The 22203-nt window shown below is 68.9% G+C and carries 20 protein-coding genes; 10 read left to right on the top strand and 10 right to left on the bottom strand.

From position 1 onward, the window contains the following. Positions 1–23: 23 nt before the first annotated feature. Complete coding sequence (locus VPA02S_RS10355) at positions 24–503, top strand: NUDIX hydrolase (RefSeq protein ID WP_012745551.1); 480 nt, start codon at positions 24–26, stop codon at positions 501–503. 27 nt (positions 504–530) lie between these two features. Here the strand turns inward: VPA02S_RS10355 and mnmA are convergent, their stop codons facing one another. The 5 genes from mnmA to VPA02S_RS10375 form a co-directional block, all read right to left on the bottom strand. Further along, the gene (gene mnmA, locus VPA02S_RS10360; RefSeq protein ID WP_012745550.1) at positions 531–1640 is read right to left on the bottom strand and encodes a tRNA 2-thiouridine(34) synthase MnmA; all 1110 of its coding nucleotides are present in this window, start codon (positions 1638–1640) and stop codon (positions 531–533) included. Positions 1641–1689: 49 nt separating this feature from the next. Further along, on the bottom strand, positions 1690–2676 hold the full coding sequence (locus VPA02S_RS10365; protein ID WP_012745549.1) for an LLM class flavin-dependent oxidoreductase: 987 nt from the start codon (positions 2674–2676) through the stop codon (positions 1690–1692). A 79-nt stretch (positions 2677–2755) separates the two neighbouring features. Next, complete coding sequence (locus tag VPA02S_RS10370) at positions 2756–3355, bottom strand: DUF6891 domain-containing protein (protein ID WP_012745548.1); 600 nt, start codon at positions 3353–3355, stop codon at positions 2756–2758. Between the two features lie 11 nt (positions 3356–3366). Beyond that, entirely contained in the window at positions 3367–3660 is a 294-nt protein-coding gene (locus tag VPA02S_RS31700; protein WP_150106743.1) for a hypothetical protein, read from the bottom strand. 56 nt (positions 3661–3716) lie between these two features. After that, on the bottom strand, positions 3717–4097 hold the full coding sequence (locus VPA02S_RS10375) for a hypothetical protein (protein ID WP_012745546.1): 381 nt from the start codon (positions 4095–4097) through the stop codon (positions 3717–3719). A gap of 355 nt (positions 4098–4452) precedes the next feature. On the opposite strand from VPA02S_RS10375, the gene VPA02S_RS10380 reads away from it, so the two are divergent. Both VPA02S_RS10380 and VPA02S_RS10385 read left to right on the top strand, forming a co-directional pair. Next, on the top strand, positions 4453–5166 hold the full coding sequence (locus VPA02S_RS10380) for a YebC/PmpR family DNA-binding transcriptional regulator (RefSeq protein ID WP_062363767.1): 714 nt from the start codon (positions 4453–4455) through the stop codon (positions 5164–5166). 18 nt (positions 5167–5184) lie between these two features. After that, positions 5185–5625 (top strand): GFA family protein, encoded by a 441-nt coding sequence (locus tag VPA02S_RS10385; protein ID WP_012745544.1) that lies wholly within the window; start codon positions 5185–5187, stop codon positions 5623–5625. A gap of 12 nt (positions 5626–5637) precedes the next feature. Here the strand turns inward: VPA02S_RS10385 and VPA02S_RS10390 are convergent, their stop codons facing one another. Next, positions 5638–7611 (bottom strand): sensor histidine kinase, encoded by a 1974-nt coding sequence (locus tag VPA02S_RS10390; RefSeq protein ID WP_012745543.1) that lies wholly within the window; start codon positions 7609–7611, stop codon positions 5638–5640. A 58-nt stretch (positions 7612–7669) separates the two neighbouring features. Further along, complete coding sequence (ssb, locus tag VPA02S_RS10395; protein WP_012745542.1) at positions 7670–8224, bottom strand: single-stranded DNA-binding protein; 555 nt, start codon at positions 8222–8224, stop codon at positions 7670–7672. Positions 8225–8386: 162 nt separating this feature from the next. On the opposite strand from ssb, the gene uvrA reads away from it, so the two are divergent. Both uvrA and VPA02S_RS10405 read left to right on the top strand, forming a co-directional pair. Further along, complete coding sequence (uvrA, locus tag VPA02S_RS10400; protein ID WP_012745541.1) at positions 8387–11530, top strand: excinuclease ABC subunit UvrA; 3144 nt, start codon at positions 8387–8389, stop codon at positions 11528–11530. Positions 11531–11581: 51 nt separating this feature from the next. Beyond that, positions 11582–12472 (top strand): DMT family transporter, encoded by an 891-nt coding sequence (locus VPA02S_RS10405; protein ID WP_012745540.1) that lies wholly within the window; start codon positions 11582–11584, stop codon positions 12470–12472. 8 nt (positions 12473–12480) lie between these two features. Here VPA02S_RS10405 and VPA02S_RS10410 read toward each other — a convergent pair whose 3' ends face one another. The 3 genes from VPA02S_RS10410 to VPA02S_RS10420 are packed head-to-tail and all read right to left on the bottom strand — an operon-like array spanning position 12481 to position 16489. Continuing rightward, positions 12481–13239, bottom strand: coding sequence for a GntR family transcriptional regulator (locus VPA02S_RS10410; RefSeq protein WP_012745539.1), 759 nt, complete (start codon positions 13237–13239; stop codon positions 12481–12483). Positions 13240–13241: 2 nt separating this feature from the next. Continuing rightward, on the bottom strand, positions 13242–15005 hold the full coding sequence (locus VPA02S_RS10415; protein WP_012745538.1) for a glycerol-3-phosphate dehydrogenase/oxidase: 1764 nt from the start codon (positions 15003–15005) through the stop codon (positions 13242–13244). Then, the gene (locus VPA02S_RS10420; protein WP_012745537.1) at positions 15002–16489 is read right to left on the bottom strand and encodes an FGGY family carbohydrate kinase; all 1488 of its coding nucleotides are present in this window, start codon (positions 16487–16489) and stop codon (positions 15002–15004) included. Before VPA02S_RS10420 ends, VPA02S_RS10415 begins: the two co-directional genes overlap by 4 nt. Before the next feature lie 179 nt (positions 16490–16668). On the opposite strand from VPA02S_RS10420, the gene VPA02S_RS10425 reads away from it, so the two are divergent. Genes VPA02S_RS10425 through VPA02S_RS10445 form a run of 5 tightly spaced genes read left to right on the top strand, consistent with a single transcriptional unit; the run spans position 16669 to position 22128 of the window. Continuing rightward, on the top strand, positions 16669–17709 hold the full coding sequence (locus tag VPA02S_RS10425) for a substrate-binding domain-containing protein (protein ID WP_012745536.1): 1041 nt from the start codon (positions 16669–16671) through the stop codon (positions 17707–17709). Then, complete coding sequence (locus VPA02S_RS10430; protein WP_012745535.1) at positions 17706–19235, top strand: sugar ABC transporter ATP-binding protein; 1530 nt, start codon at positions 17706–17708, stop codon at positions 19233–19235. The genes VPA02S_RS10425 and VPA02S_RS10430 overlap by 4 nt, the downstream gene beginning before the upstream one ends. Further along, entirely contained in the window at positions 19232–20248 is a 1017-nt protein-coding gene (locus VPA02S_RS10435) for an ABC transporter permease (protein WP_012745534.1), read from the top strand. The genes VPA02S_RS10430 and VPA02S_RS10435 overlap by 4 nt, the downstream gene beginning before the upstream one ends. Beyond that, a complete protein-coding gene (locus VPA02S_RS10440) occupies positions 20245–21231 on the top strand; it encodes an aldo/keto reductase (protein ID WP_012745533.1) in 987 nt (328 codons plus the stop codon). The genes VPA02S_RS10435 and VPA02S_RS10440 overlap by 4 nt, the downstream gene beginning before the upstream one ends. Positions 21232–21276: 45 nt before the next feature. Next, positions 21277–22128 carry a class I fructose-bisphosphate aldolase gene (locus tag VPA02S_RS10445; protein WP_012745532.1) on the top strand — a complete coding sequence of 284 codons (852 nt, stop codon included), beginning with the start codon at positions 21277–21279 and terminating at the stop codon, positions 22126–22128. The last annotated feature ends 75 nt before the right edge of the window (positions 22129–22203 follow it).

Below are 22203 nucleotides of genomic sequence, written 5' to 3' on the forward strand. Positions count from 1 at the left end.
GTTAGTCAAAAGGGCCCAAGACAATGACGACCCCGCGCTGGAAACCCAACGTCACCGTGGCCGCCGTGATCGAACAGGACGGCCGCTTCCTGCTGGTCGAGGAGCACACCGCCCAGGGGCTCAGGCTCAACACTCCGGCCGGGCACCTCGACCCGGGCGAATCGCCGATCGAAGGCTGTGCCCGCGAAACGCTCGAGGAAACCGCCCACGCCTTCACGCCCACCGCGCTGGTCGGCATCTACATGGCGCGCTCGAGCCACCGCACGGGCAGCAAGGAGGACGTGACCTACCTGCGCTTTGCCTTTGCCGGCACGCTCGGCGCGCAGGAAGCGGGCCGAGCGCTCGACGAAGGCATCGTGCGCACGGTCTGGATGAGCGCCGACGAGATCCGCGCCTGCGTGCCGCGGCACCGCAGCCCGCTGCTGCTGCAGTGCGTCGAGGACCACCTGGCCGGCAAGCGCTATCCGCTCGACCTGATCCACGTCCACGAATCGGTGCGCTGACGGCTGCCGCGCGCCGGCCTCAGGCGCTCAGACGATGACCCCGCCGCCCAGGCAGCGCTCGCCGTCGTAGAGCACCGCCGACTGCCCCGGCGTGACGGCCCATTGCGGCTCGCCGAAGCGCAGGCTGAAGCTGGCCGCGGGGTCGCCGCCGCCTTCTTCCAGCTCGCACGCCGCATCGGCCTGGCGGTAGCGCGCCTTCGATCCGTAGCGGCCCGGCGCGGGCGCCTCGCCCGAGACCCAGCTCGCGTCGCCGGCCGCGAGTGCCGAGGACAGCAGCCAGGGATGGTCATGGCCCTGCACCACCCAGAGCGTGTTCTTCTCGACGTCCTTGCGCGCCACGAACCATGGCGAGTGGTCGCCCGAGCCGCGCTGCGCGCCCTTCTCCTTGACGCCGCCGATGCCCAGCCCCTGCCGCTGGCCCAGCGTGTAGAAGCTCAGGCCCTGGTGCTCGCCGAGCTTGCGGCCGCGGTCGTCCTTGATGGGGCCCGGCTCCTTCGAGATGTAGCGGTTGAGGAACTCGCGGAACGGCCGCTCGCCGATGAAGCAGATGCCCGTCGAATCCTTTTTCTTCGCGTTGGGCAGGCCGATCTCTTCCGCGATGCGGCGCACCTCGGTCTTGTGCAGCTCGCCCACGGGAAACAGCGTCTTGGACAGCTGCGCCTGGTTCAGCCGGTGCAGGAAATAGCTCTGGTCCTTGGAGGGATCGAGCCCCTTGAGCAGCTCGTGCCGGCCGGTGGTCTCATTGAGCCGCACGCGCGCGTAGTGGCCGGTGGCGATCTTCTCGGCCCCGAGGCGCATCGCGTGGTCGAGGAAGGCCTTGAACTTGATCTCGGCATTGCACAGCACGTCGGGGTTGGGCGTGCGGCCGGCCTTGTATTCGCGCAGGAACTCGGCGAACACGCGGTCCTTGTAGTCGGCCGCGAAGTTGACGTGCTCGATCTCGATGCCCAGCACGTCGGCCACGCTGGCGGCGTCCACGAAGTCGATGTTCGACGAGCAGTATTCGCTGTCGTCGTCGTCTTCCCAGTTCTTCATGAAGATGCCGACCACCTCGTGCCCCTGCTGCTTGAGCAGGTGCGCCGTGACCGCGGAATCGACCCCGCCGCTCAGTCCCACCACGATCCGTTGCTTTGCCATAAGCCCGCCATTGTCCCAGCCCGGCGCCCGGGCGGCCGGCGTGGGGGAATCAGGCCTGGCCGCGCAAGCCGGCCAAGAGCTCGTAGGAGCGCAGCCGCGCCGCGTGGTCGAACACCTGCGAGGTGATCATCAGCTCGTCGGCGCCCGTGCGCTCGATGAAGGCCTGCACGCCTTCGCGCACGCGGGCGGGCGAGCCCACGGCCGAGCACGACAGCACCGAATCGAGCAGCGCGTTCTCCGCCGGGCCGACCTTCTGCCGGTAGCCCTCGACCGGCGGCGGCAGGCGCCCCGGCCGGCCGCTGCGCAGGTTCACGAAGGCCTGCTGCCACGAGGTGGCGCGAAATTCTGCCTCTTCGTCGGTGTCGGCCACGAACACGTTGAAGCCCAGCATCACATGAGGCTTCTGCAGCTGCGCCGAAGGCTTGAAGGTCTCGCGGTAGATCTGGATCGCCTGCATCAGCTGCTGCGGCGCGAAGTGCGAGGCAAAGGCGTAGGGCAAGCCCAGGTGCGCGGCCAGCTGGGCGCCGAAGGTGCTCGATCCGAGGATCCACACCGGCACCTCGAGCCCCGCGCCCGGCACCGCGCGCACGGGCTGCTGCGGCGCCTTCGACATGAAGTCCATGAGCTCGACCACGTCCTGCGGAAACTGGTCGGCATCGGATTCGAGGTTGCGGCGCAGCGCACGCGCCGTACGCTGGTCGGAGCCGGGCGCGCGGCCCAGGCCCAGGTCGATGCGCCCCGGATACAGCGACTCCAGCGTGCCGAACTGCTCGGCGATCACCAGCGGCGAATGGTTGGGCAGCATCACGCCGCCGGCACCGATGCGGATCGTCGAGGTGCCGGCGCCCACGTAGGCGAGCAGCACCGCGGTGGCCGCGCTCGCGATGCCCGGCATGCCGTGGTGCTCGGCCAGCCAGTAGCGCCGGTAGCCCAGCTTCTCTCCGTGCTGCGCGAGCGAAAGCGAGTTGCGGAACGACTGCGCGGCGTCGCTGCCTTCGGTGATGGGGGAGAGGTCGAGGATCGAGAACGGAATCATGGGCCGGATGATGGCGCGATCCGGCGATCCCTGCTCGTGCAAGCCATTGCCCGCTCTGCTAGGGCTGGCCGTGGCCGGGCTACGGGCTTCGCTTGCGCCACTGGCCCAGGTCGGCCTCGATGCGCTCGTTGATGTTGCCGCTCCACTGCGCGCCGAAGCCGGCCGCGCGCAGCAGCTCGACGATGCGCCGGCCGACCGCGACGGTGTTGGCCTCGCGCTGGTCGATCTCGGGAATCATGCCGCCGCTGAACGCCAGGTAGAGGCGGCCGGTGCGCACGGCGGTGTCGAGGTCCTGCGCGTGATAGAAGCAGCAGCCGCGAATGCCCGAGGCAAGCCGGCCCGCGGCACGCCACTGCTCGCGCACGTCGTCATGGCCATCGGCCAGCGAGTTGCCGGCGCGGTGCAGCGCAATAATCTTCTCGCTGCGCAGCTGGGCGAACACCGCTTCGAGCCTGTCGTATTCGGTCTGGGCGGGCCAGGAAGCCTCGGCGGCGCGCTTGGCGGCGCAGGCGCGCGCGGCCTCGGCCTTGACCCAGGCGCGGTCTTCGGCCGTGAGCTCGTCGGGGTCGAGGTACTCGTCGGTGATCATCCATTCGATGTCGCCGTCGGGATGGAAGCCGCACCACGCCAGGCCGTGAATGCGTTCGCGCGTGTCTTCGGGGTCGAGCGTGAGGGCCATGCGTGCTCGGTTCAACCTGCCAGGCACGCGAAGGCATCGGCTTCGAAGCGGCCGGCGTCGTCTTTCAGAACCAGGGTGCAGCTCACGTTGTGGGTATCTTGCGGATGGGAGGCCACCAAAACCGCGCCGGCCAGCCCCGCCGCGGCGGGCACCATCGTACCGGGCTGCGGCCAAAGCTCGATGTCCGCCCGTGGAGGCGGCGGCCGTTTTGTAAGGCGAAAGCATTTGCCTGCGTGGCAAATCAGCCACGCCTGGGCCGCGGGCCTCGCATCCGGGGCGGCGAGCACGGCAAAAAGCCGGCCCATGCTTTCGCATGGCCGGCTTTTTGGAGGATTGGCGCTCGCCGAGCGCCGGGGCCGTTTTACAGCGGCAGAGCGTCGCCGCGGGCAGCAGCGCGGGCTGCGGCGCGCACCGTGGCGCGGTCCACCGTGCTGGCGACGATCGGGGCCACGCCCGACGAGGCGCCTTCGGCGTACGGATCGGCGCTGCGGGCCGCGACGGCGGCTTCTGCGCGGACCGCATCGCGGCTGTTCGACGAAACGAGCACCTGGGCCGGGCCTGCATTGGCGCCGGTGGCGTAGGGGTTGGCGCTGTGCGCGGCAACCACGGCCTGGCTGGCGACGTCGGCGCGGCTGGCGGCCGAGGTCAGCTGATGCACGCCTTCGTAGGTTTCGGCGTGGGCGGCACCGGCGACGGCCATGAGGGCAACAGCAACGGCGGAGAGGATCTTCGAGGCGGTCATTTTGATTTCCTTCAATTCAGTTCAGTTTTGACTTTGGATGATTTCGAACCGGTCTTGGGTGGGTCACCGTCCCATCGGGGGGCGGCCACCTCGCTCGGGGCCCTGTTCACCCAGATCGGCTTGGGGGCCGGTCTGTGAGATGAATTGTGCGCCGTCTTCTACGTAAAAACCCTTAGCAAAAAGAACCACGGCGTTCACGGAAAGGAAACAATCGCACCGCCCAAGCGAGAAACCGGGGCCATGGCGACACCGGCCTTCGCAGATTGGAAAAAGCGGCCGCCCCCAGGCGCTGCGGCTAAAGTAGTTGCCCCAAACGGCCCATCCAGCCACACACACAACACAAGGAACATCAGCCATGGGCGCACAGTGGAAAGCAAAGCACAAGGACCTGGCGGCCAATGCCAGGGGCCGCCTGTTCGGAAAACTGGCCAAGGAAATCATGGTGGCCGCGCGCAGCGGCGCCGATCCGGCCTCCAATGCGCGCCTGCGGCTGGTGGTGGAGCAGGCCCGCAAGGTCTCGATGCCCAAGGACACGCTGGACCGCGCCATCAAGAAGGGCGCGGGGCTCAGCGGCGAGGCGGTGCACTTCGAGCATGTGATCTACGAAGGCTTTGCGCCGCACCAGGTGCCCGTGATGGTCGAGTGCCTGACCGACAACGTGAACCGCACCGCGCCTGAAATGCGCGTGCTGTTCCGCAAGGGCCAGCTCGGCACCTCGGGCTCGGTGTCGTGGGACTTCGACCACGTGGGCATGATCGAGGCCGAGCCTTCGCGTGCCGATGCCGATGCCGAAGTCGCCGCCATCGAAGCGGGCGCGCAGGACTTCGAGGCGGCCGGCGAAGGCGGCGCCACGGTGTTCCTGACCGACCCGACCGACCTCGACCTGGTGAGCCGCGCGCTGCCGGCCCAGGGCTTCACCGTGCTGTCGGCCAAGCTGGGCTACAAGCCAAAGAACCCGGTCGATCCGGCCAGCCTCAGCGCGGAGCACCTCGAGGAGGTCGAAGTGTTCCTGGCCGCCATCGATGCCAACGACGACGTGCAGAACGTGTTCGTGGGCCTGGCGGGCTGAGCCGCCGCCTTTCGGTCGATGGACAGTCCGGTGAGCAGCCCCGAGAACGCGGCCAACCGCACGCTGGCCGGCCGCTGCCTTTGCGGCGCGGTGCGCTACACGGTGGCCGACGCCTTCGCCTATGCGCTGAACTGCCACTGCGCCGACTGCCGGCGCGCGACCGGCTCGGCCTTCAAGCCCTTCGCCGGCATCGAGCGGCACAAGCTGGCCATTGCACAGGGCCAGGACGAACTCCTGGTCTTCGGCAAAGAAGACGCGGGCGACGTGCACTGCCGCCATTGCGGCTCGCTGCTCTACTCGGTGGTGCGCGACGGCCTGTTCGTGCATGTGACGCTGGGCACGCTGGCCGACGACCCTTCGATCCGCCCGCGTGCGCACATCTTCGTGGGCTCGAAGGCGCCCTGGTTCACGATCACCGACGACCTGCCCCAATACGCGGGCCACGCCGACGCCGATTGAGCCTCCGGCCTGCTACGCCGCCCGCACGCCGCGCTGGAGCGGCAGCCAGAGCGTGAACAGCGTGCCCGCAGGCCCCGAGCGCCACGAGACTTCGCCCCCGACGGCCTGCGCCCGGCGCTGCTGGTTCTGCATGCCGCGCCCGCCGGCACCGGCCAAGGCCTTCTCGACGTCGAAGCCCTGGCCGTTGTCCTCGATGCTCACCCGCACGCCCGATGCCTGGCGCTCGGTGGCCACCCGGATCTCGGTGGCGCGCGTATGGCGCAGCACGTTGGCGATGCTCTCCTGCACGATGCGCAGGATGTGCAGCGCGCTGGTCGGGTCGAGCCAGTCCAGCGCCGGCAGTTCCTGCACCTGCCATTGCAGCGCCACGCCCGAGCTCTCGAGCCGCGGGCCGAGCCGGTAGCGCAGCGTGGCCAGCAGCAGCAGCAGGTCGTCCTCGAGCGGCTCCATCGAATCGATGGTGAGCTTGAGGTCGTCCAGGCAGCTCTTGAGCACCTGCGAGACCTTGTCGTCGCTCATGCTGCCGCCCTCCACGGAGCGGATGGCGCTGATCAGCGAGGAGCCCAGGCCGTCGTGCATGTCCTGCATGAGGCGCTGGCGCTCGTCGCTGATGGTCTGCTTCCTCTCGACCTCGCGCAGCCGCCGGTGGCTGAGCTCGAGCTCGGCTTCGCGCGCCGCAAGGCGCTGGGCCAGGCTGGCGTTGACGCGCTCGACCTCGGCAATGGCATTGACGTAGCGCCGGTACAGCAGCACCCCGAACACGCTGAAGGTGACGGCGTTGGTGTAGGCGCCCAGGTACCAGCCCTCGGGGCTCACGAAATTGTTCTGCAGCAGCCAGTCGGACACCCCCAGCAGCACGCACACGCCGATGCCCACGGCCACCAGGCGGCCCTCGCCGGAGCGGCGCCAGGCGCTGATGCCGCCCACCAGCGCAACGGCGACCCCCATCAGCGCCGCGCCCAGGTAGATCAGCGGCGTGACCTGCGGCGTGTTCCTCAGGATCGCCAGGCCCGGCAGCGTCAGCACGCCGGTCAGTACCGTCCACGCCACCACCGCGCCGGTGAACCACCGCAGCGGTCGGCCGTGCAGCTGGCGCAGCGCGAAGTGCACCACCGCCACCAGCCAGAACAGCGAGTTGACCGTGAGCCAGGCGAACCAGTCGTTGGCGACCGGAACGCCGACATAGAAATGCAGGCTGCGCAGGAAGGAGGTGGTCGCCAGGTTGAAGAAGAGCAGGTAGCCGGTTTCGTGGCTGCGCCTGAACCACACGAACAGCGCGAACACGCCCACCGCCATGAAGGCCGTGCTGAGCATGGCCGGCAGCTCCTGCTGCAGCCACTGCCGCATGCGGTAGCGCGGCTCCAGCGCTTCGGCGGGCCCAAGCCACAGCGACGAAACCGCCACCTGCGCGCCGCGTGTGTGCTCCATCCGCACCAGGATCTCGTCCAGCGGCGCGCCGTCGGTCGTCTTGCCCAGCAGCACCCACAGCGGCGTGCGGGTGCTGTTCCACAGCGGGCCCTGCACCTGCGCGCGGTGGACCTGCCGCCCGTTGGCATACACCGCGATGGTGCCGTCGGTCTTGATGCGCGCGCCGTAGAGCGCGAGCGGTGCCTGCGTGGCGGGCAGGCCGCGCGTGGAGATCCGCAGCCAGGTGATGCGGGTCGCGCCCGCCGATGCACTGCCGTCGGCCTGGCGCAGCAGCGCAATGGGCAGCGCCAGCGGCAGTTCGACCGGCTGCCAGGCGGAAGGCAGGGCCTTGCTGTCGACGGCAAGCGGCAGTGCACGGAAGCCGGGTGCGTCCTGCACCTGCCAGTCGGCCTGCGTCAGGTGCAGCGCCGCGTTGTGCTGCGCAGCGCTGGTGCCGAAAAAGGCGGCCATGGCCACCAGCAGCGCCACGGACGCGGCGAGCACCACGTTCGCCCAGAAGGAGGCAAAGCGGTATCTGGAGAAATGTTCGAGCAGCCGGCGCGCAGATCCGAGGCTCATGCGAGGCTCATCCGCGTGCGGCCTGCCCGGTCCGGCTCAGGAAACGGTGCGATTCAGCTCAGAACGGAATGTCGTCGTCCATGTCGTCGAAGCCCGACGACGACTTGGCCGGAGCCTGGCGCGGTGCCGGCGCCGGAGCGCGCGGTGCCGCGGCCGGTGCGCGGGGGGCATAGCCGCCGCCACCGCCACCGCCGGCGCCTTGCGAGTAGCCGCCGCCACCGCCGCCCTGCGAATAGCCGCCGTCGTCCTCGGGACCGCCTGAGGGGCCGCCCTGGCCCTGGCGGCTGCCCAGCATCTGCATCTGGTCGGCGCGGATTTCGGTGGTGTATTTCTCGATGCCGTCCTTGTCGGTCCACTTGCGCGTGCGCAGGCTGCCTTCGACGTACACCTGCGAGCCCTTGCGCAGGTACTGGCCGGCGATTTCGGCCAGGCGGCCGTTGAAGACGATGCGGTGCCACTCGGTGGCTTCGCGCATTTCGCCGCTTTGCTTGTCTTTCCAGCGATCGGTGGTGGCCACGGTGACGTTCGCGACCTGGTCGCCGCTCGGGAAGGTACGCATTTCGGGGTCGCGCCCCAGATTGCCGACGACGATGACTTTGTTGACCGATGCCATGTGCACTGCCCCTGATAAGTGGATGAAGGAGAAGGAAGAAAAGAACCCTAGATTGTGCCCGATGCCGGCGCCCCGGGCGCCCCCGCGGGGCCCCGCCGAAGCACCGCCTGCTTGAAACCGCCGCAACCCGCCCGCCCGCCATGAAATGCCGCTCGGACTATCATGTCCGGTTGCCCTCGGACGATCGCCCCCTTGAATTCCAAAGCCATTGAATACGCCGACGACGGCGCGCAGCGCGCACGCGACGCGGAACTCGAACGCGACACCTACCTCGGCGCGGTGCTCGCGCAGCAGCGCATCAGCATCCGCGGTGCGCGCACCCACAACCTGAAGAATGTCGACCTCGACATTCCGCGCAACAAGCTGGTGGTGATCACCGGCCTGTCGGGCTCGGGCAAATCGAGCCTGGCCTTCGACACGCTGTATGCCGAAGGCCAGCGGCGCTATGTGGAAAGCCTCTCGGCCTATGCGCGGCAGTTCCTGCAGCTCATGGACAAGCCCGACGTCGACGTGATCGAGGGCCTGTCGCCCGCCATCAGCATCGAGCAGAAGGCGACCAGCCACAACCCGCGCTCCACCGTGGGCACGGTGACCGAGATCCATGACTACCTGCGCCTCTTGTACGCCCGCGCCGGTACGCCCTACTGCCCCGACCACCACCTGCCGCTGCAGGCGCAGACCGTGTCGCAGATGGTCGATGCCACGCTCGCGATTCCCGACGAGCCGCGCCTGATGATCCTCGCGCCCGTCGCGCGCGAGAAAAAAGGCGAATTCCTCGAGCTCTTCGCCGAGATGCAGGCTGCGGGCTATGTGCGTTTCCGCGTCGACGGCCAGACCTACGAATACAACGACCTGCCCAAGCTCAAGAAGACCGAGAAGCACGACATCGACGTGGTGATCGACCGGCTGCGCGCGCGCCCCGACATGCAGCAGCGCCTGGCCGAGAGCTTCGAGGCGGCGCTGCGGCTGGCCGAAGGCCGCGCCATCGCGCTGGAACTGGGCGCAAGGCCGGAAGGCAGCGCCGATGGCACTGCGGGCGCGCCCGACAAGGAGCACCTGTTCAACGCCAAGTTCGCCTGCCCGATCTGCCACTACTCGCTGTCGGAGCTGGAGCCGCGCCTCTTTTCGTTCAACTCGCCCGTGGGCGCCTGCCCGAGCTGCGACGGCCTCGGCCACCGCGAGGTGTTCGACCCGGCGCGCGTGGTCGCCTTCCCCTCGCTCTCGCTCGCGAGCGGCGCCATCAAGGGCTGGGACCGCCGCAACGGCTACTACTTCAGCATGATCGAGAGCGTTGCGAAGCACTACAAGTTCGACGTCGACGCGCCCTTCGAATCCTTGCCCGCCTCGGTGCAGCAGGTGCTGCTGCACGGCTCGGCGGCCGAGGAGATCAAGTTCAACTACACCATGGAGTCGGGCAACTTCGCGGGCAAGAAGCTCACGAAGAAGCACCCCTTCGAGGGGATCATCCCGAACATGGCGCGGCGCTACCGCGAGACCGATTCGGTGATGGTGCGCGAAGACCTCGCGCGCTTTCGCAACCTGCAGCCGTGCCCTGATTGCGGTGGCTCGCGCCTGCGGCCTGAAGCTCGCAACGTGTTCCTGGTCGATGAATCGGCCCGGCCCGCGGACGGCGGCGAGCCGCCGCGCATGGCGATCTTCGAGCTCAGCCATCTCACGTTGCGCGATTCGCTCGCCTGGTTCCAGACGCTCAAGCTGCGCGGCGCCAAGGCCGACATCGCCGACAAGGTGGTGCGCGAGATCGGCCTGCGCCTCAAGTTCCTGAACGACGTGGGCCTGAACTACCTGAGCCTGGACCGCAGCGCCGAGACGCTCTCGGGCGGCGAGGCGCAGCGCATCCGGCTGGCCTCGCAGATCGGCTCGGGCCTGACGGGCGTGATGTACGTGCTCGACGAGCCCAGCATCGGCCTGCACCAGCGCGACAACGACCGGCTGATCGGCACGCTCAAGCATCTGCGCGACATCGGCAACAGCGTGATCGTGGTCGAGCACGACGAGGACATGATCCACGCCGCCGACCACGTGATCGACATGGGCCCGGGCGCGGGCATCCACGGCGGCCGCGTGATGGCGCAGGGCAGCTACGCCCAGGTGGCGGCCAACCCCGATTCGCTGACCGGCCAATATCTTTCCGGCACGAAGAAGATCGAAGTGCCCAAGCGCCGCACCGCCTGGCTGCCGGTCGTGAAGAAGCCGGCCTTCAACGAAGGCAAGAAGGCCTCGCGCTTTCCGCCGAGCCCCGCGGCCGAGCGGCGCGCTGCGCGCGAAGCGGCGCACCTGGCCTCGCAAACCGACCTGCAGGAAATCCGCGTGGTGGGTGCCACCGGCAACAACCTCAAGAACGTGAGCGTCGCCTTCCCGGTCGGCCTGCTGACCTGCGTGACGGGCGTCTCGGGCTCGGGCAAGTCGACGCTGGTGAACGACACGCTCTACACCGCCGTGGCGCGCACGCTCTACCGCGCGCACGAGGAGCCGGCGGCGCATGAATCGGTCGAGGGCATCGAGTATTTCGACAAGGTCATCAACGTCGACCAGAGTCCCATCGGCCGCACGCCGCGCAGCAACCCGGCCACCTACACGGGCCTGTTCACGCCGATCCGCGAGCTGATGGCCGAGACCAACACCGCGCGCGAGCGCGGCTACGGCCCGGGCCGCTTCAGCTTCAACGTGGCGGGCGGGCGCTGCGAGGCCTGCCAGGGCGACGGCGTGGTGAAGGTCGAGATGCACTTTTTGCCCGACGTGTACGTGCCCTGCGAGGTGTGCCACGGCCAGCGCTACAACCGCGAGACGCTCGAGGTTCTGTACAAGGGCAAGAACATCGCGCAGATCCTCGAGATGACGGTGGAAACCGCGCACGAATTCCTGAAGGCCGTGCCGACCATCGAGCGCAAGCTGCGCACGCTGCTGGACGTGGGCCTCAGCTACATCAAGCTCGGCCAGTCGGCCACCACACTGTCGGGCGGCGAGGCGCAGCGCGTGAAGCTGGCGCTCGAGCTCAGCAAGCGCGACACCGGCCGCACGCTCTACATCCTCGACGAGCCGACCACCGGCCTGCACTTTGCCGACATCGAGCTGCTGCTCAAGGTGCTGCACCAGCTGCGCGACGCGGGCAACACCATCGTGGTGATCGAGCACAACCTGGACGTCATCAAGACGGCCGACTGGCTGATCGACATGGGCCCCGAGGGCGGTGCCGGCGGCGGCACGGTGGTGGGCGAAGGCACGCCCGAGGACATCGCGGCCAACGAGGCGAGCCACACGGGGCGCTACCTCAAGCGGCTGCTGTAGCGCGCGCCCGCTTCCTGCACGAATGCGCGGGCCGCGCCACAATCGCGGCCCATGCCTTCCTTCACGCCGCGCCAGTTCCTCCTGCTCGTTCTCCTCACGCTTGCATGGGGCCTCAACTGGCCCGTGATGAAGCTCGGCGTGGCGGACTATCCGCCGCTGGCCTTCCGCGCGATCTCGATCTGGCTCGGCGTGCCGGTGCTGGGGCTTGCGCTGGCGTGGATGAAGGTGCCGTTCCACGTGCCGCGCCGCGCATGGCCCGAACTGGTGTGGCTGGGCGCCACCAACATGTTCATCTGGCACGCCTGCATCATCCTCGCGGTGAAGGCGCTCTCGGGCGGGCGCGCGGCGATCCTGGGCTACACGATGCCGGTGTTCTCGGCGGTGATCGGCGCGCTGCTGTTCTCGGCCGTGCTCACGCGGCGCTCATGGGTGGGCGTGGGCGCCTGCGCGGTCGGCGTGGGGCTTTTGCTGTGGCACGAGCTCACCGACCTGGCGGGGCGGCCCGGCTACGTGGCGCTCGCACTGGTGGCGGCCGCGACATGGGCGCTGGGCACGCAGCTGCTGCGCCACTCGCGCATCGGACTGCCGACGCTCACGCTCTCGTTCTGGATGACGGCGATGACGGCCGTGGTGATGACGGTGCTGTCGCTGCTGTTCGAGCGCGGCCCATGGCGCTGGCCCGGTCCCGTGACCTGGGGCTCGATCGCCTACAACGCGGTGCTGATCTTCGGCTTTGCGCATGCGGCATGGTTCTACCTGGCGCGCGGCCTGCCGCCGGTGGCCTCGACCCTGAGCGTGATGTTCATCCCGGTACTGGGCGTGTTCAGCGGCGCGGTGTGGCTCGGCGAAGTGGTGCACTGGCAGGACTGGGTGGCCGTCGCGCTGATGATGGTGGCCATTGCCTCGGTGCTCTGGCCCTCGCGCAGCGCCGCCAAGGCCTGAAGAAGAAATCAGGTGGTCGTCTGCACGTGCAGGCGGCTGGTCTTGCAGCGGTGCAGCGCGCGGTAGTGCTCCAGCGGCCGGCCGTTGGCACCGTAGGCAATCGACTCGATGCGCAGCAGCGGCTCGGGCTGCGGCAGGTCGAGCAGCCTGCAGGTTTCGGCATCGGGCAGCACCGCGTCGATCCAGCGTTCGGCACGCACCAGGCGCAGCCCGTACTGGCGGCGCAGCACGTCGTAGAGCGAGCGGTCTTCCAGGCGTGCGCGGTGCAGGCCGGGCGCCAGGTCCGCCGGCACCGCCGTCTCGACCAAGAGGCGCAGCTCGCCATCCACGCTGCGCAGGCGCTTGAGGGCCACCACCTGCGCGTCGTCGGCCAGGCCCAGCGCTGCGGCTTCATGCTCGGTGGGCGCGCGCAGTTCCTGCGCGAGGATCTGCGTGCGCACCGAGCGGCCCTTGCGCTCCATCTCGTCGGAGAAGCCGAGCACGGTGGAAACAAAATCCTCGTCGCGTTCGCGCGCCGATACAAAGGCGCCGCGGCCCTTGATCTTGTAGATGAGGTTGTTGCGCACCAGGTCGGCCAAGGCCTCGCGCACCACGATGCGCGAGATGCCGAACTGCTCGCCGAGCTCCGCCTCCGAAGGCAGCTTGGCGCCGATGGGCAGCGCGCCCTGCAGTATCTGCAGCCGGATGGCGTCGCGGAACTGCGCCCACAGCGGCGATTCGGAATTGCGGTCGAGCACGGTCGAGATGTCGTTGGGACTACTGTTCACTTTTAGGCTTGGCCGAGGACTGAGCTGGCCATCAATGATGCATCGAAAGAAGGTGCCTCGCCGGCCGCCACCGCGTGCAGCCGCACGTTGTGCCGCTCGCGCAGCGCGGTGGCGCAAGCGCACAGCTCGTTGTGGGCGTGGGTGGCGTCCCAGCCCAGCGCCTCGGCCGCCACGCCCGCGATCTCGGCAAGCGCGGCGTCGGTGACGAGGCCGCGAATGGCCAGCAGCGTGCGGCGGATCACGAGGTCGTCCAGGTGCAGCACGCCGGTCTCCAGGCACAGGTAGGAAAGCTCGGCGGCCGAGTAATCGGGCGCATGCTGCAGCGGCACATCGCCCGAGGCCGCGAGGCGCTGCGCGAGCGGCAACGCCTTCGAGCCATAGCGGCCGAGCAGGGTCAGTGCGCGCCTGCGGTCCATGCCGCAGGCCGCCATCATCTTCTCGACGAAGCGATCGGCCGCCGGCGCATCGGCCGGCAGTTCCGCGCCCCCGCCGATGGGCAGCAGCTCGGTCGATGCGGTGCGCGAGCGGCCGAGCAGCTGCAGCACCTCATTGGTGGCCTCCTCGGCCAGCGAGCGGAAGGTGGTCCACTTGCCGCCGACGAGGCCGACGATGGCAATGTCGCGTGTCGCGTTCGGCGGATCGACCACCACCGAATGGTCGCGCGAGATCTGGCCCGGCTTGTCGGCCTCCGAACGCGCGAGCGGCCGCACGCCGACGTAGGTGTAGACCACGTCGCCGCGGCCGAAGGCCATGTTGGGGAAGACCTCGCGCAGCACGTCGATCAGGTAGTCGACCTCGGCCGGCTCGGTGACGATCTGGTCCGGGTCTTCGACCGGGATGTCGGTGGAGCCCACCAGCACGCGGTCCAGGAACGGATAGACGATGCACACGCGCCCGTCGACCGCCTCGAAGTAGGCCATGCGGCCGTCGAGCGCGTCGCGCAGCGCGGGATGGTCGAGCACGAGGTGCGAACCCTTGGTTCCCATCACGCGCGGGCCGGCGCCGCCGAGCACGGCCGCGCTGCGGTCGAGCCAGGCGCCGGTGGCGTTCACCACCGTGTCGGCGGTCACGCGCACGAGTGCGCCGGTGATCTCGTCGCGCAAGGTGAGGATGTTGCCCGCGCAGCCCGTCACGCGGCAGTAGTTGGCGGCCGCGGAGCGCGGCTGGTCGCGGCAGGCGTCGGCTATCAGCTCGAGGATGAGCCATTCGGGGTGGCTGATCCACGCATCGAAGAAGGTGGCAGTCCAGCGGATCGCCGCGCGGAACAGGCTGCGGTCGGCCAGCGGCACGCGGCTGATGCGGTGCCCCGGCATCACGCGCTGGCGGCGTCCCAGGATGTCGTAGAGCCGCAGGCCCAGCGCCACGGCCAGCAGGCCGCGCGTGCGCTGCGGCGGCGTGCGGCCGAAGAACTTGAGCGCGCTGCTCATCAGGCCGCCGAAGAAGCTCGCGAGCGGCACCACCGTCTTGAGCGGCCGCACCAGGTGCGGCGCATTGCGCAGCAGCAGGTTGCGCTCGCGCGTGGCTTCGGCCACCAGCGAGAAGCTGCCGTTCTCCAGGTAGCGCAGGCCGCCGTGGATCATGCGCGAAGGCGCGCTGCTGGCGCCGGCGCCGAAGTCGCCCTTGTCGACGATCAGGCAGTCGACGCGCTGCAGCGACAGGTCGCGGAACACGCCCACGCCGTTGATGCCGGCGCCCACGATCACGGTAGAGAAATGGCGGCCCGCGAGCGAGGCCGGGCGCACGAAGGGAAGTTGCCAGGCGCTCATTGCACGCTTTCCGCAACGTGGGTGAATACAGGTGACATGCTGTCGATCAGTTCGTTGAAACCGGCGTTGAAATCCGCATGGGCGCGTGCCTCGCGCGCATCGGGCTCGATCACGTCGCAAGGCGCGAGCAAGGCGCTGCCCTGCGCCGCGTCGCCCAGCCCTTGCGACATGGCGGCGTAGATCGCGGCACCGCGTGCGCCGGTCTCGTCGTCGGCGCAGCGCTCGACCGGGCGCCCGAGGAAGGCCGCGAGCAGCCGCACGAGGTGCGCGTCGCCCGCGCCGCCGCCGAGCACCGTCGTCTGGTCCACCGCGAGGCCGGCCGCGGCCAGGCGCGCCGTGTGCCGCGCATGCAGCGCCGCCACGGCATCGACCACGGCACGGGCCATGTCGGCGCGCGCGTGATGGCTCTTGAGGCCCACGAAGCCGGCCGTCACGCCGCCTCCGCCATTGACGAAGGGCAGGAAGCGCAGGCCGCCAGCGCCCAGCGGCACCGTCATGGCCAGGTCGACCACCGCGCGCGCATCGGGCAGCGCGAGCACGCCGGCCAGCCAGGCGATGTTGGCCATCGAGGACGGGCTGTTCTCCATGTAGAGCCGCGCGTTGCCGCGGCCGAAATTCACGATGGCCGCGACGGCGGGCTTGGGCGCCATCACCGGGCCGACGACCGCGTTCACGCACCAGGTGCCGAGCACCGACACCGCGCGGCCGCGCCCTTCCGCGCGGATCGCGGTCATCGAGGCCAGCAGGTCGATCGCGCCCATGGCCACCGGGATGCCAGCGGGCAGGCCGCACAGCGCGGCCTCGGCGCGCAGGAGCTTTCCGATCGTGGTGCCGCTCGGCACGATGGGGCCGAAGGCGCCCGCGCCGAGCTCCGCGATGCCCGAGGCCTCGAGGGCCGTGCGCGACCAGCTGCCGGTGGCAAGCGACACCAGGCCGGCGGTGCTCGCATCGCTGGCGTCGGTGGCGATCTGGCCGGTGAGCAGAAAGCCGAGGTAGTCCTTGGCGAACAGCAGGCGCTGCAGTTCGCCGCGCTGCACCGCATCCGCACCCAGCAGCTCGGCCGCGATCACCGTGGGCTGCCCGGGCCAGGGGCTGCAGCCCACCTCCTCGAACAGCTGCGCGCCGTGGCTCGCGGCCAGCGCGCGCGCCCGGGCATCGGCGCGCTGGTCGGTGGAGGCGACGGCGCGGCCGCCGATGAGCTGGTTGCCGGCATCGAGCGCATAGAGGCCGGCGCCGTGGCCGGTGCAGGCCATGGCGCGGACTTCGGCTGCGCGCGGGCCGAGCTGGCGGGCCACGTCCTGCAGCACGCAGGTCAGCGCGGCGCGGATGGCAGGCGCGCCCACTTCGCAGCCTCCGCCGGGCAGCCGGTCGTGCGGCAGGGGCATGCGGGACAAGGCGACGGTGCGGCCGCTCGCGGCTTCGAGGGCTAGCGCCTTCAGGCTGCTCGAGCCCATGTCGACGCCGATCAATATGTTGGACTTCATGTCATAACAGCTTCGGCGAGTTGAAAGCAGCTTGCCAGTAGCGTTTCCCCTAGTTATCGCGGCGAACAACCCGCGATTACATTCTACCTGTCATAACAACTGTCGTGACAATGAGGTCCGAAGATCTGCGCCCCCAAGGCAGGTCGCAAGCTCTGCCAGTCAACGCGAGGAGACACAAGATGAGGCGAAATTTCCTGAAGTCCGCTGCGGCCGCCGGTATCGGCCTGGCCGGCACCAGCGCATTTGCGCAATCCACCCCCACGCCCGCCGCCACCGGATTGCGCGGCAACGCGAGCGACGTCTACGTGATGAACGTGATGGTGTCGGGCGTCGAATACTGGTTTCCGGTCTACGAGATGATGAAGCAGCTGGGCCGCACGCTGGGCGTGCGCACGCGCTACACCGGTACGCCCGAGTACGACGTGAACAAGCAGCTGGCCTCCTTCGAGCAGGAGCTGGCGCGCAAGCCCGCGGGCATCCTGCTGCACCCGATGAACCCCGATCCGTTCATCGAGCCGATCAACCGGGCGGTGGCCATGGGCATCCCGGTCGTGACCTTCGCGGCCGACTCGCCCAACTCCAAGCGCGCTTCCTTCGTCACGTCTGACAACGACCGCGAGGGCACGCAGGCGGCCGACGCGATTGCCGCGGCGCTGGGCGGCAAGGGCGAATACGCGGTGCTCGAGAACCCGGGCCAGGACAACCACGACCGCCGCATCGCGGCCTTCGTCAACCGCATGAAGACCAAGCACGCGGGCATGAAGCTGGTCGGCCGCGCCGCCAGCAACCAGGACCCGAGCAAGGCCTACCAGGCGGTGCTGAGCCTGGCGCAGGCCAACCCGAACCTGGGTGCGCTGTTCATGCCCGAGGCCAACTCGGCGCTGGGCGCCGCGCAGGCCAAGATCGAGTCGAAGAAGAACATCCGCGTGATGTGCTGCGACGTGAACGCCAAGATCCTCGACATGATCAAGGCCGGCGACGTGTTCGGCGCCATCAATCCGAACCAGGGCATGCAGGGCTACATGGGCATGATGATGCTGTTCCTGGCCAAGAACCCCTCGCTCATCGATCCGATGAACGACGCCAAGCGCAACGGCACCAATCCGATGTCGGTGCCGTTCCTGGACAACGGCCTGTCGGTGGTCAGCAAGGCCAATGCCGACGACTTCTACTGGGACAAGTACCTCGCGCGCCGCGGCACCAAGGGAATCGGCGAGTGAGCGCTGTGGGCTCTTCTGCATTGCTCGAACTGCGCGGCATCAGCAAGCGCTTCGGCGCTTCGCGCGCACTCTCGGGCGTGGACTTCTCGCTGCATGCGGGCGAGATCCACGCCCTGTGCGGCGAGAACGGCGCGGGCAAGTCGACGCTGATGAACATCATCGACGGCATCCACCGCCCCGACGAAGGCGACATCCTGCTGAACGGCCAGAAGGTGGTGATCGACGGCCCGGCGCACGCGATGCGCCTGGGCATCGGCCTGGTGCACCAGGAGATCGCGCTGTGCGCCGACGCCACTGTGGCCGAGAACATCTTCATGCCGGAGATCAACGCCGGCCGGCAGGCCTGGATGAACTACGCCAGCCTGAACGCGCGCGCCGCCCAGGTGCTGGCGCGGCTCGGGCAGGACATCGCTCCCGCCACGCCGGTGCGAGAGCTGAGCATCTCGAGCCAGCAGCTGGTGGAGATTGCCAAGGCGCTCACGCTGGACTGCAAGGTGCTGATCCTCGACGAGCCCACGGCGGCGCTCACCGACAACGAATCGGCCGCGCTCTTTCGCGTGCTGCACGACCTGAAGGCGCAGGGCATCGGCATCATCTACATCAGCCACCGCATGGCTGAAATATTCACGCACTGCGACCGCGTCACGGTGCTGCGCGACGGGCGCAACGTGCATTGCGGACCGCTCGCCGGCCTGAGCGCCGACGAGCTGGTGCGCCGCATGGTGGGGCGCGACCTCGGCAACTACTACCCGCCCAAGCAAGAGGCCACCGAATCGTCCGGGCCGGTGCTCGAGGCGGTGGACATCGCCGATGGCGAGCGCGTGCACGGCATCTCGTTTGCGCTCCAGCGCGGCGAGATCCTCGGCATTGCCGGGCTCATGGGTGCCGGCCGCAGCGAACTGGCCGAGACCATTTGCGGCCTGCGCCCCGCCACGCGCGGCACGCTGCGCCTGCACGGCAGGGCGCTTGCGATCCGCAAGTACAGCGATGCGCTGCGCGAAGGCATCGCCTACCTCAGCGAAGACCGCAAGGCGGCAGGCGTGTACCTGGACCTGCCGATCGCGCAGAACATCTCGTCGATGGCGCTGCGGCGCGTGAGCTCCGGCTGGGGCCTGTTGCAGCGCGCGGCCGAACACCGCCTGGCCCGCGAGCTGGGCGCCAGGCTCAAGCTCAAGTCGGACGGCGTGGCCATCGAGGTGTCGAGCCTGTCGGGCGGCAACCAGCAGAAGGTGGCGATTGCCAAGCTGCTGGCCACCAACCCCGTGGTGCTGCTGATGGACGAGCCCACGCGCGGGGTGGACGTGGGCGCCAAGTCGGAGATCCACCACATCCTGCGCGAGCTCGCGAACCAGGGCGTGGGCGTGATCGTGATCTCTTCGGAGCTGCCCGAGATCATCGGCCTGTGCGACCGGGCGCTGGTGATCCGCGACGGCCGGCTGGCCGGCGAATTGAATTCCAACGACATGACGGAGGAGGCCCTCTTGCGGCTTGCCTCCGGACTCTGCGAACAGGAGGAGATGGCATGAACTACCCGGCACAACTCGATGCGGGCCTGGCACCGCGCCCATCGGGAGGCGGCCCCGTGAAGCCCGCCAGCAAGCTCACCAGCATGCGCGAGATGGGCCTGCTGCTGATCATTGCGGTGCTGTGCGTGGCGATGAGCTTCGCATCGCCCTACTTCCTCACCTGGGACAACGTGCGCGCCATGCTGCTGTCCTTCTCGATCGAAGGCATCGTGGTGGTGGGCATGACCATTTTGCTGATCGTCGGCGGCATCGACTTGTCGGTGGGCTCGGTGGTCTGCTTCGCGATGGTGGTCACGGGCAAGCTGTTCCTGATGGGCGTGGACCCATGGATCGCGAGCCTGGTGGCCATCGGTGCGAGCGGACTGGTCGGCGCGATGATCGGCGGCTGCGTCACGCGCATCGGGCTCAACCACTTCATCGCCTCGCTGGCCTTCATGGTGATCGTGCGCGGGCTGTGCCTGGCGCTCACGCAGGGCACGCCGCAGTCGCTGTTCTCGCTGCCGGCGGAGTTCAAGTTCATCGGGCAGGGCACGCTGTTCGGCGTTCCGGCCGTGATCCTGATCTTCGTGGCGATCGTCGTGGTGAGCGACTTCGTGCTGCGCCGCTCGACCTTGCTGCGGCGCGTGTTCTACACCGGCAGCAACGAGAAGGCCGCGCTGTACTCGGGCATCCGCGTGGGGCGCGTGAAGTTCTGGGTCACGGTGCTGTGTTCCGCATCGGCGGGCCTGGCCGGCGTGATCTACACGGCGCGCTTCGGCGCGGCCACGCCCACCTTCGGCGTGGGCATGGAGCTCAACGTGATTGCCGCCGCGGTGATCGGCGGCGCGAGTCTCAAGGGCGGCTCCGGCACCGTGCTGGGCGCGGTGCTGGGCCTGGCGCTGCTCTCGGTGGTGACCAGTTCGCTGATCCTGCTCGACGTGTCGCCCTACTGGCAGGACGTGATCAAGGGCCTCATCTTGCTCGCGGCCGTGACCATCGACCACCTCCTGAACACGAGAAAGACGACGCGATGAAGATGAAGAAGACCACGCTGGGCCCCTCGGGCATCGAATGCTCGGCCATTGGCCTGGGCACCTGGGCGATGGGCGGATGGATGTGGGGCGGCGGCGACAACGCGGCGGCCGAGGCGGCGATCCAGGCCTCGCTGGATGCGGGCGTGACCCTGATCGACACCGCGCCGGCCTACGGCCTGGGGCGCTCCGAAAGCATCGTGGGCACCGCGCTCAAGGGGCGCCGCCACGAGGCCGTGATCGCCACCAAGTGCGGGCTGGTGTGGCACACGCAGAAGGGCACGCACTTCTTCGAGGAAGACGGACATCCCGTGTACCGCTACCTCGGCCGCGAATCGATCTTCCATGAATGCGAAGAGAGCCTGAAGCGCCTGCAGACCGACTACATCGATCTCTACATCACGCACTGGCAGGACAGCACCACGCCCGTGGCCGAGACCATGGATGCGCTGCTCGCGCTCAAGAAAGAGGGAAAGATCCGCGCCATCGGCGTGAGCAACGTGAGCCCCGAGACGCTCGCCGAATACCTGCGCCACGGCCCGGTCGATGCGGCGCAGGAGCGCTACAGCCTGATCGACCGCGAGATCGAGCAGACGCTCGCGCCCCTGTGCAGCGAGCACAACGTGGCGGTGCTCGGCTATTCGTCGCTGGCGCTCGGCCTGCTCGCGGGGCCCATCGATCCGGCACGCGAGTTCAAGGGCGACGACCAGCGCGCAAGCAATCCGCGCTTCAGCGAAGCCAACCGTTCCAGGCTCAAGGCCTTCTTCGAGGCGCTCGAGCCGCTTCGCGAACAGCTGGGCTGCTCCTTCGGCCAGATGATGATCGCGTGGACCGTCGCGCGCGGCACCGTGGCTGTCGCGCTGTGCGGCGCACGCGTGCGCCAGCAGGCCATCGAGAACGCCGGCGCCGGTGCGGTCGCGCTGGGCGGCGACGCGCTGCGGCTGATCGATGCCGCGGCCAAGCGCCACCTGGGCGCGCTCGCCTGAGCTTCGCTTCTTTTTTCCGATCCCCAAAACAAGGAGTTCTTTCCGATGTCGAAAGACAAGACAGCGCGGCTCAACCGCTTGCTCACCAACGGCCGCTGCCTGGACATCGCCCTGGATCACGGCGTGTGCAACGAGCCCTCCTTCCTCGACGGCCTGGAAGACATGCCCCAGGTCATGGAGAAGCTCCTGGCCGCCGGCCCCGACGCGATCCAGCTCAACTACGGCCAGTCCGACCTGCTGCAGGACCGCCCGGGGCGCAACAAGCCCGCGCTGGTGATGCGCATCGACATGGGCAACCCCTACAACGCCACGCTGCACCGCGTGATGTGGGCCCAGCTGCAGAACGAGCATGACCCGGTGCTGCCGGCCGTGCAGCGCGACGCGGCCTGCGTGGTGGTCAACCTCTTCATGCTGCCCAACGAGCCCGACCTGTTCCGCCAGTGCGTGCAGAACATCGCGCGCGTGCGCGCCGACTGCGACCGCTACGGCATGCCGCTGATGATCGAGCCGCTGGTGATGCAGTCGCCCACGCCCGGCAGCCGCTACCAGGTCGACGGCGACGCCGAGAAGATCGTCACGCTGGTGCGCCTTGCGCGCGAGATGGGCGCCGACATCGTCAAGGCCGACCCGACCAGCGACCCGAAGGACTTCCACCGCGTGGTGCAGGCCGCGCGCTGCCCCGTGCTCGTGCGCGGCGGCGGGCGCGAAGACCTGCAGCAGGTGTTCGCGCGCTCTCGCGTGCTGCTGGACCAGGGCGCCGTCGGCATGGTGTACGGGCGCAACGTCTACCAGCACGCCAACCCCTCGGCCGTGGTGAGTGCGCTGATGGCCATGATCCACCGCGGCGCGAGCGCCGAGGCGGCCTGGGCCCTCTACGAATCGGACGGCGCGAAGTAAGACAAACAAGAAATCAGCACGGCAGGCGATGCACCCGTCGCCAGCCGGGGTGCGTCCTGCGCGCGCACTGGAGAG

Source organism: Variovorax paradoxus NBRC 15149, from assembly GCF_001591365.1.
GTDB classification, from domain to species: Bacteria; Pseudomonadota; Gammaproteobacteria; order Burkholderiales; family Burkholderiaceae_C; genus Variovorax; species Variovorax paradoxus.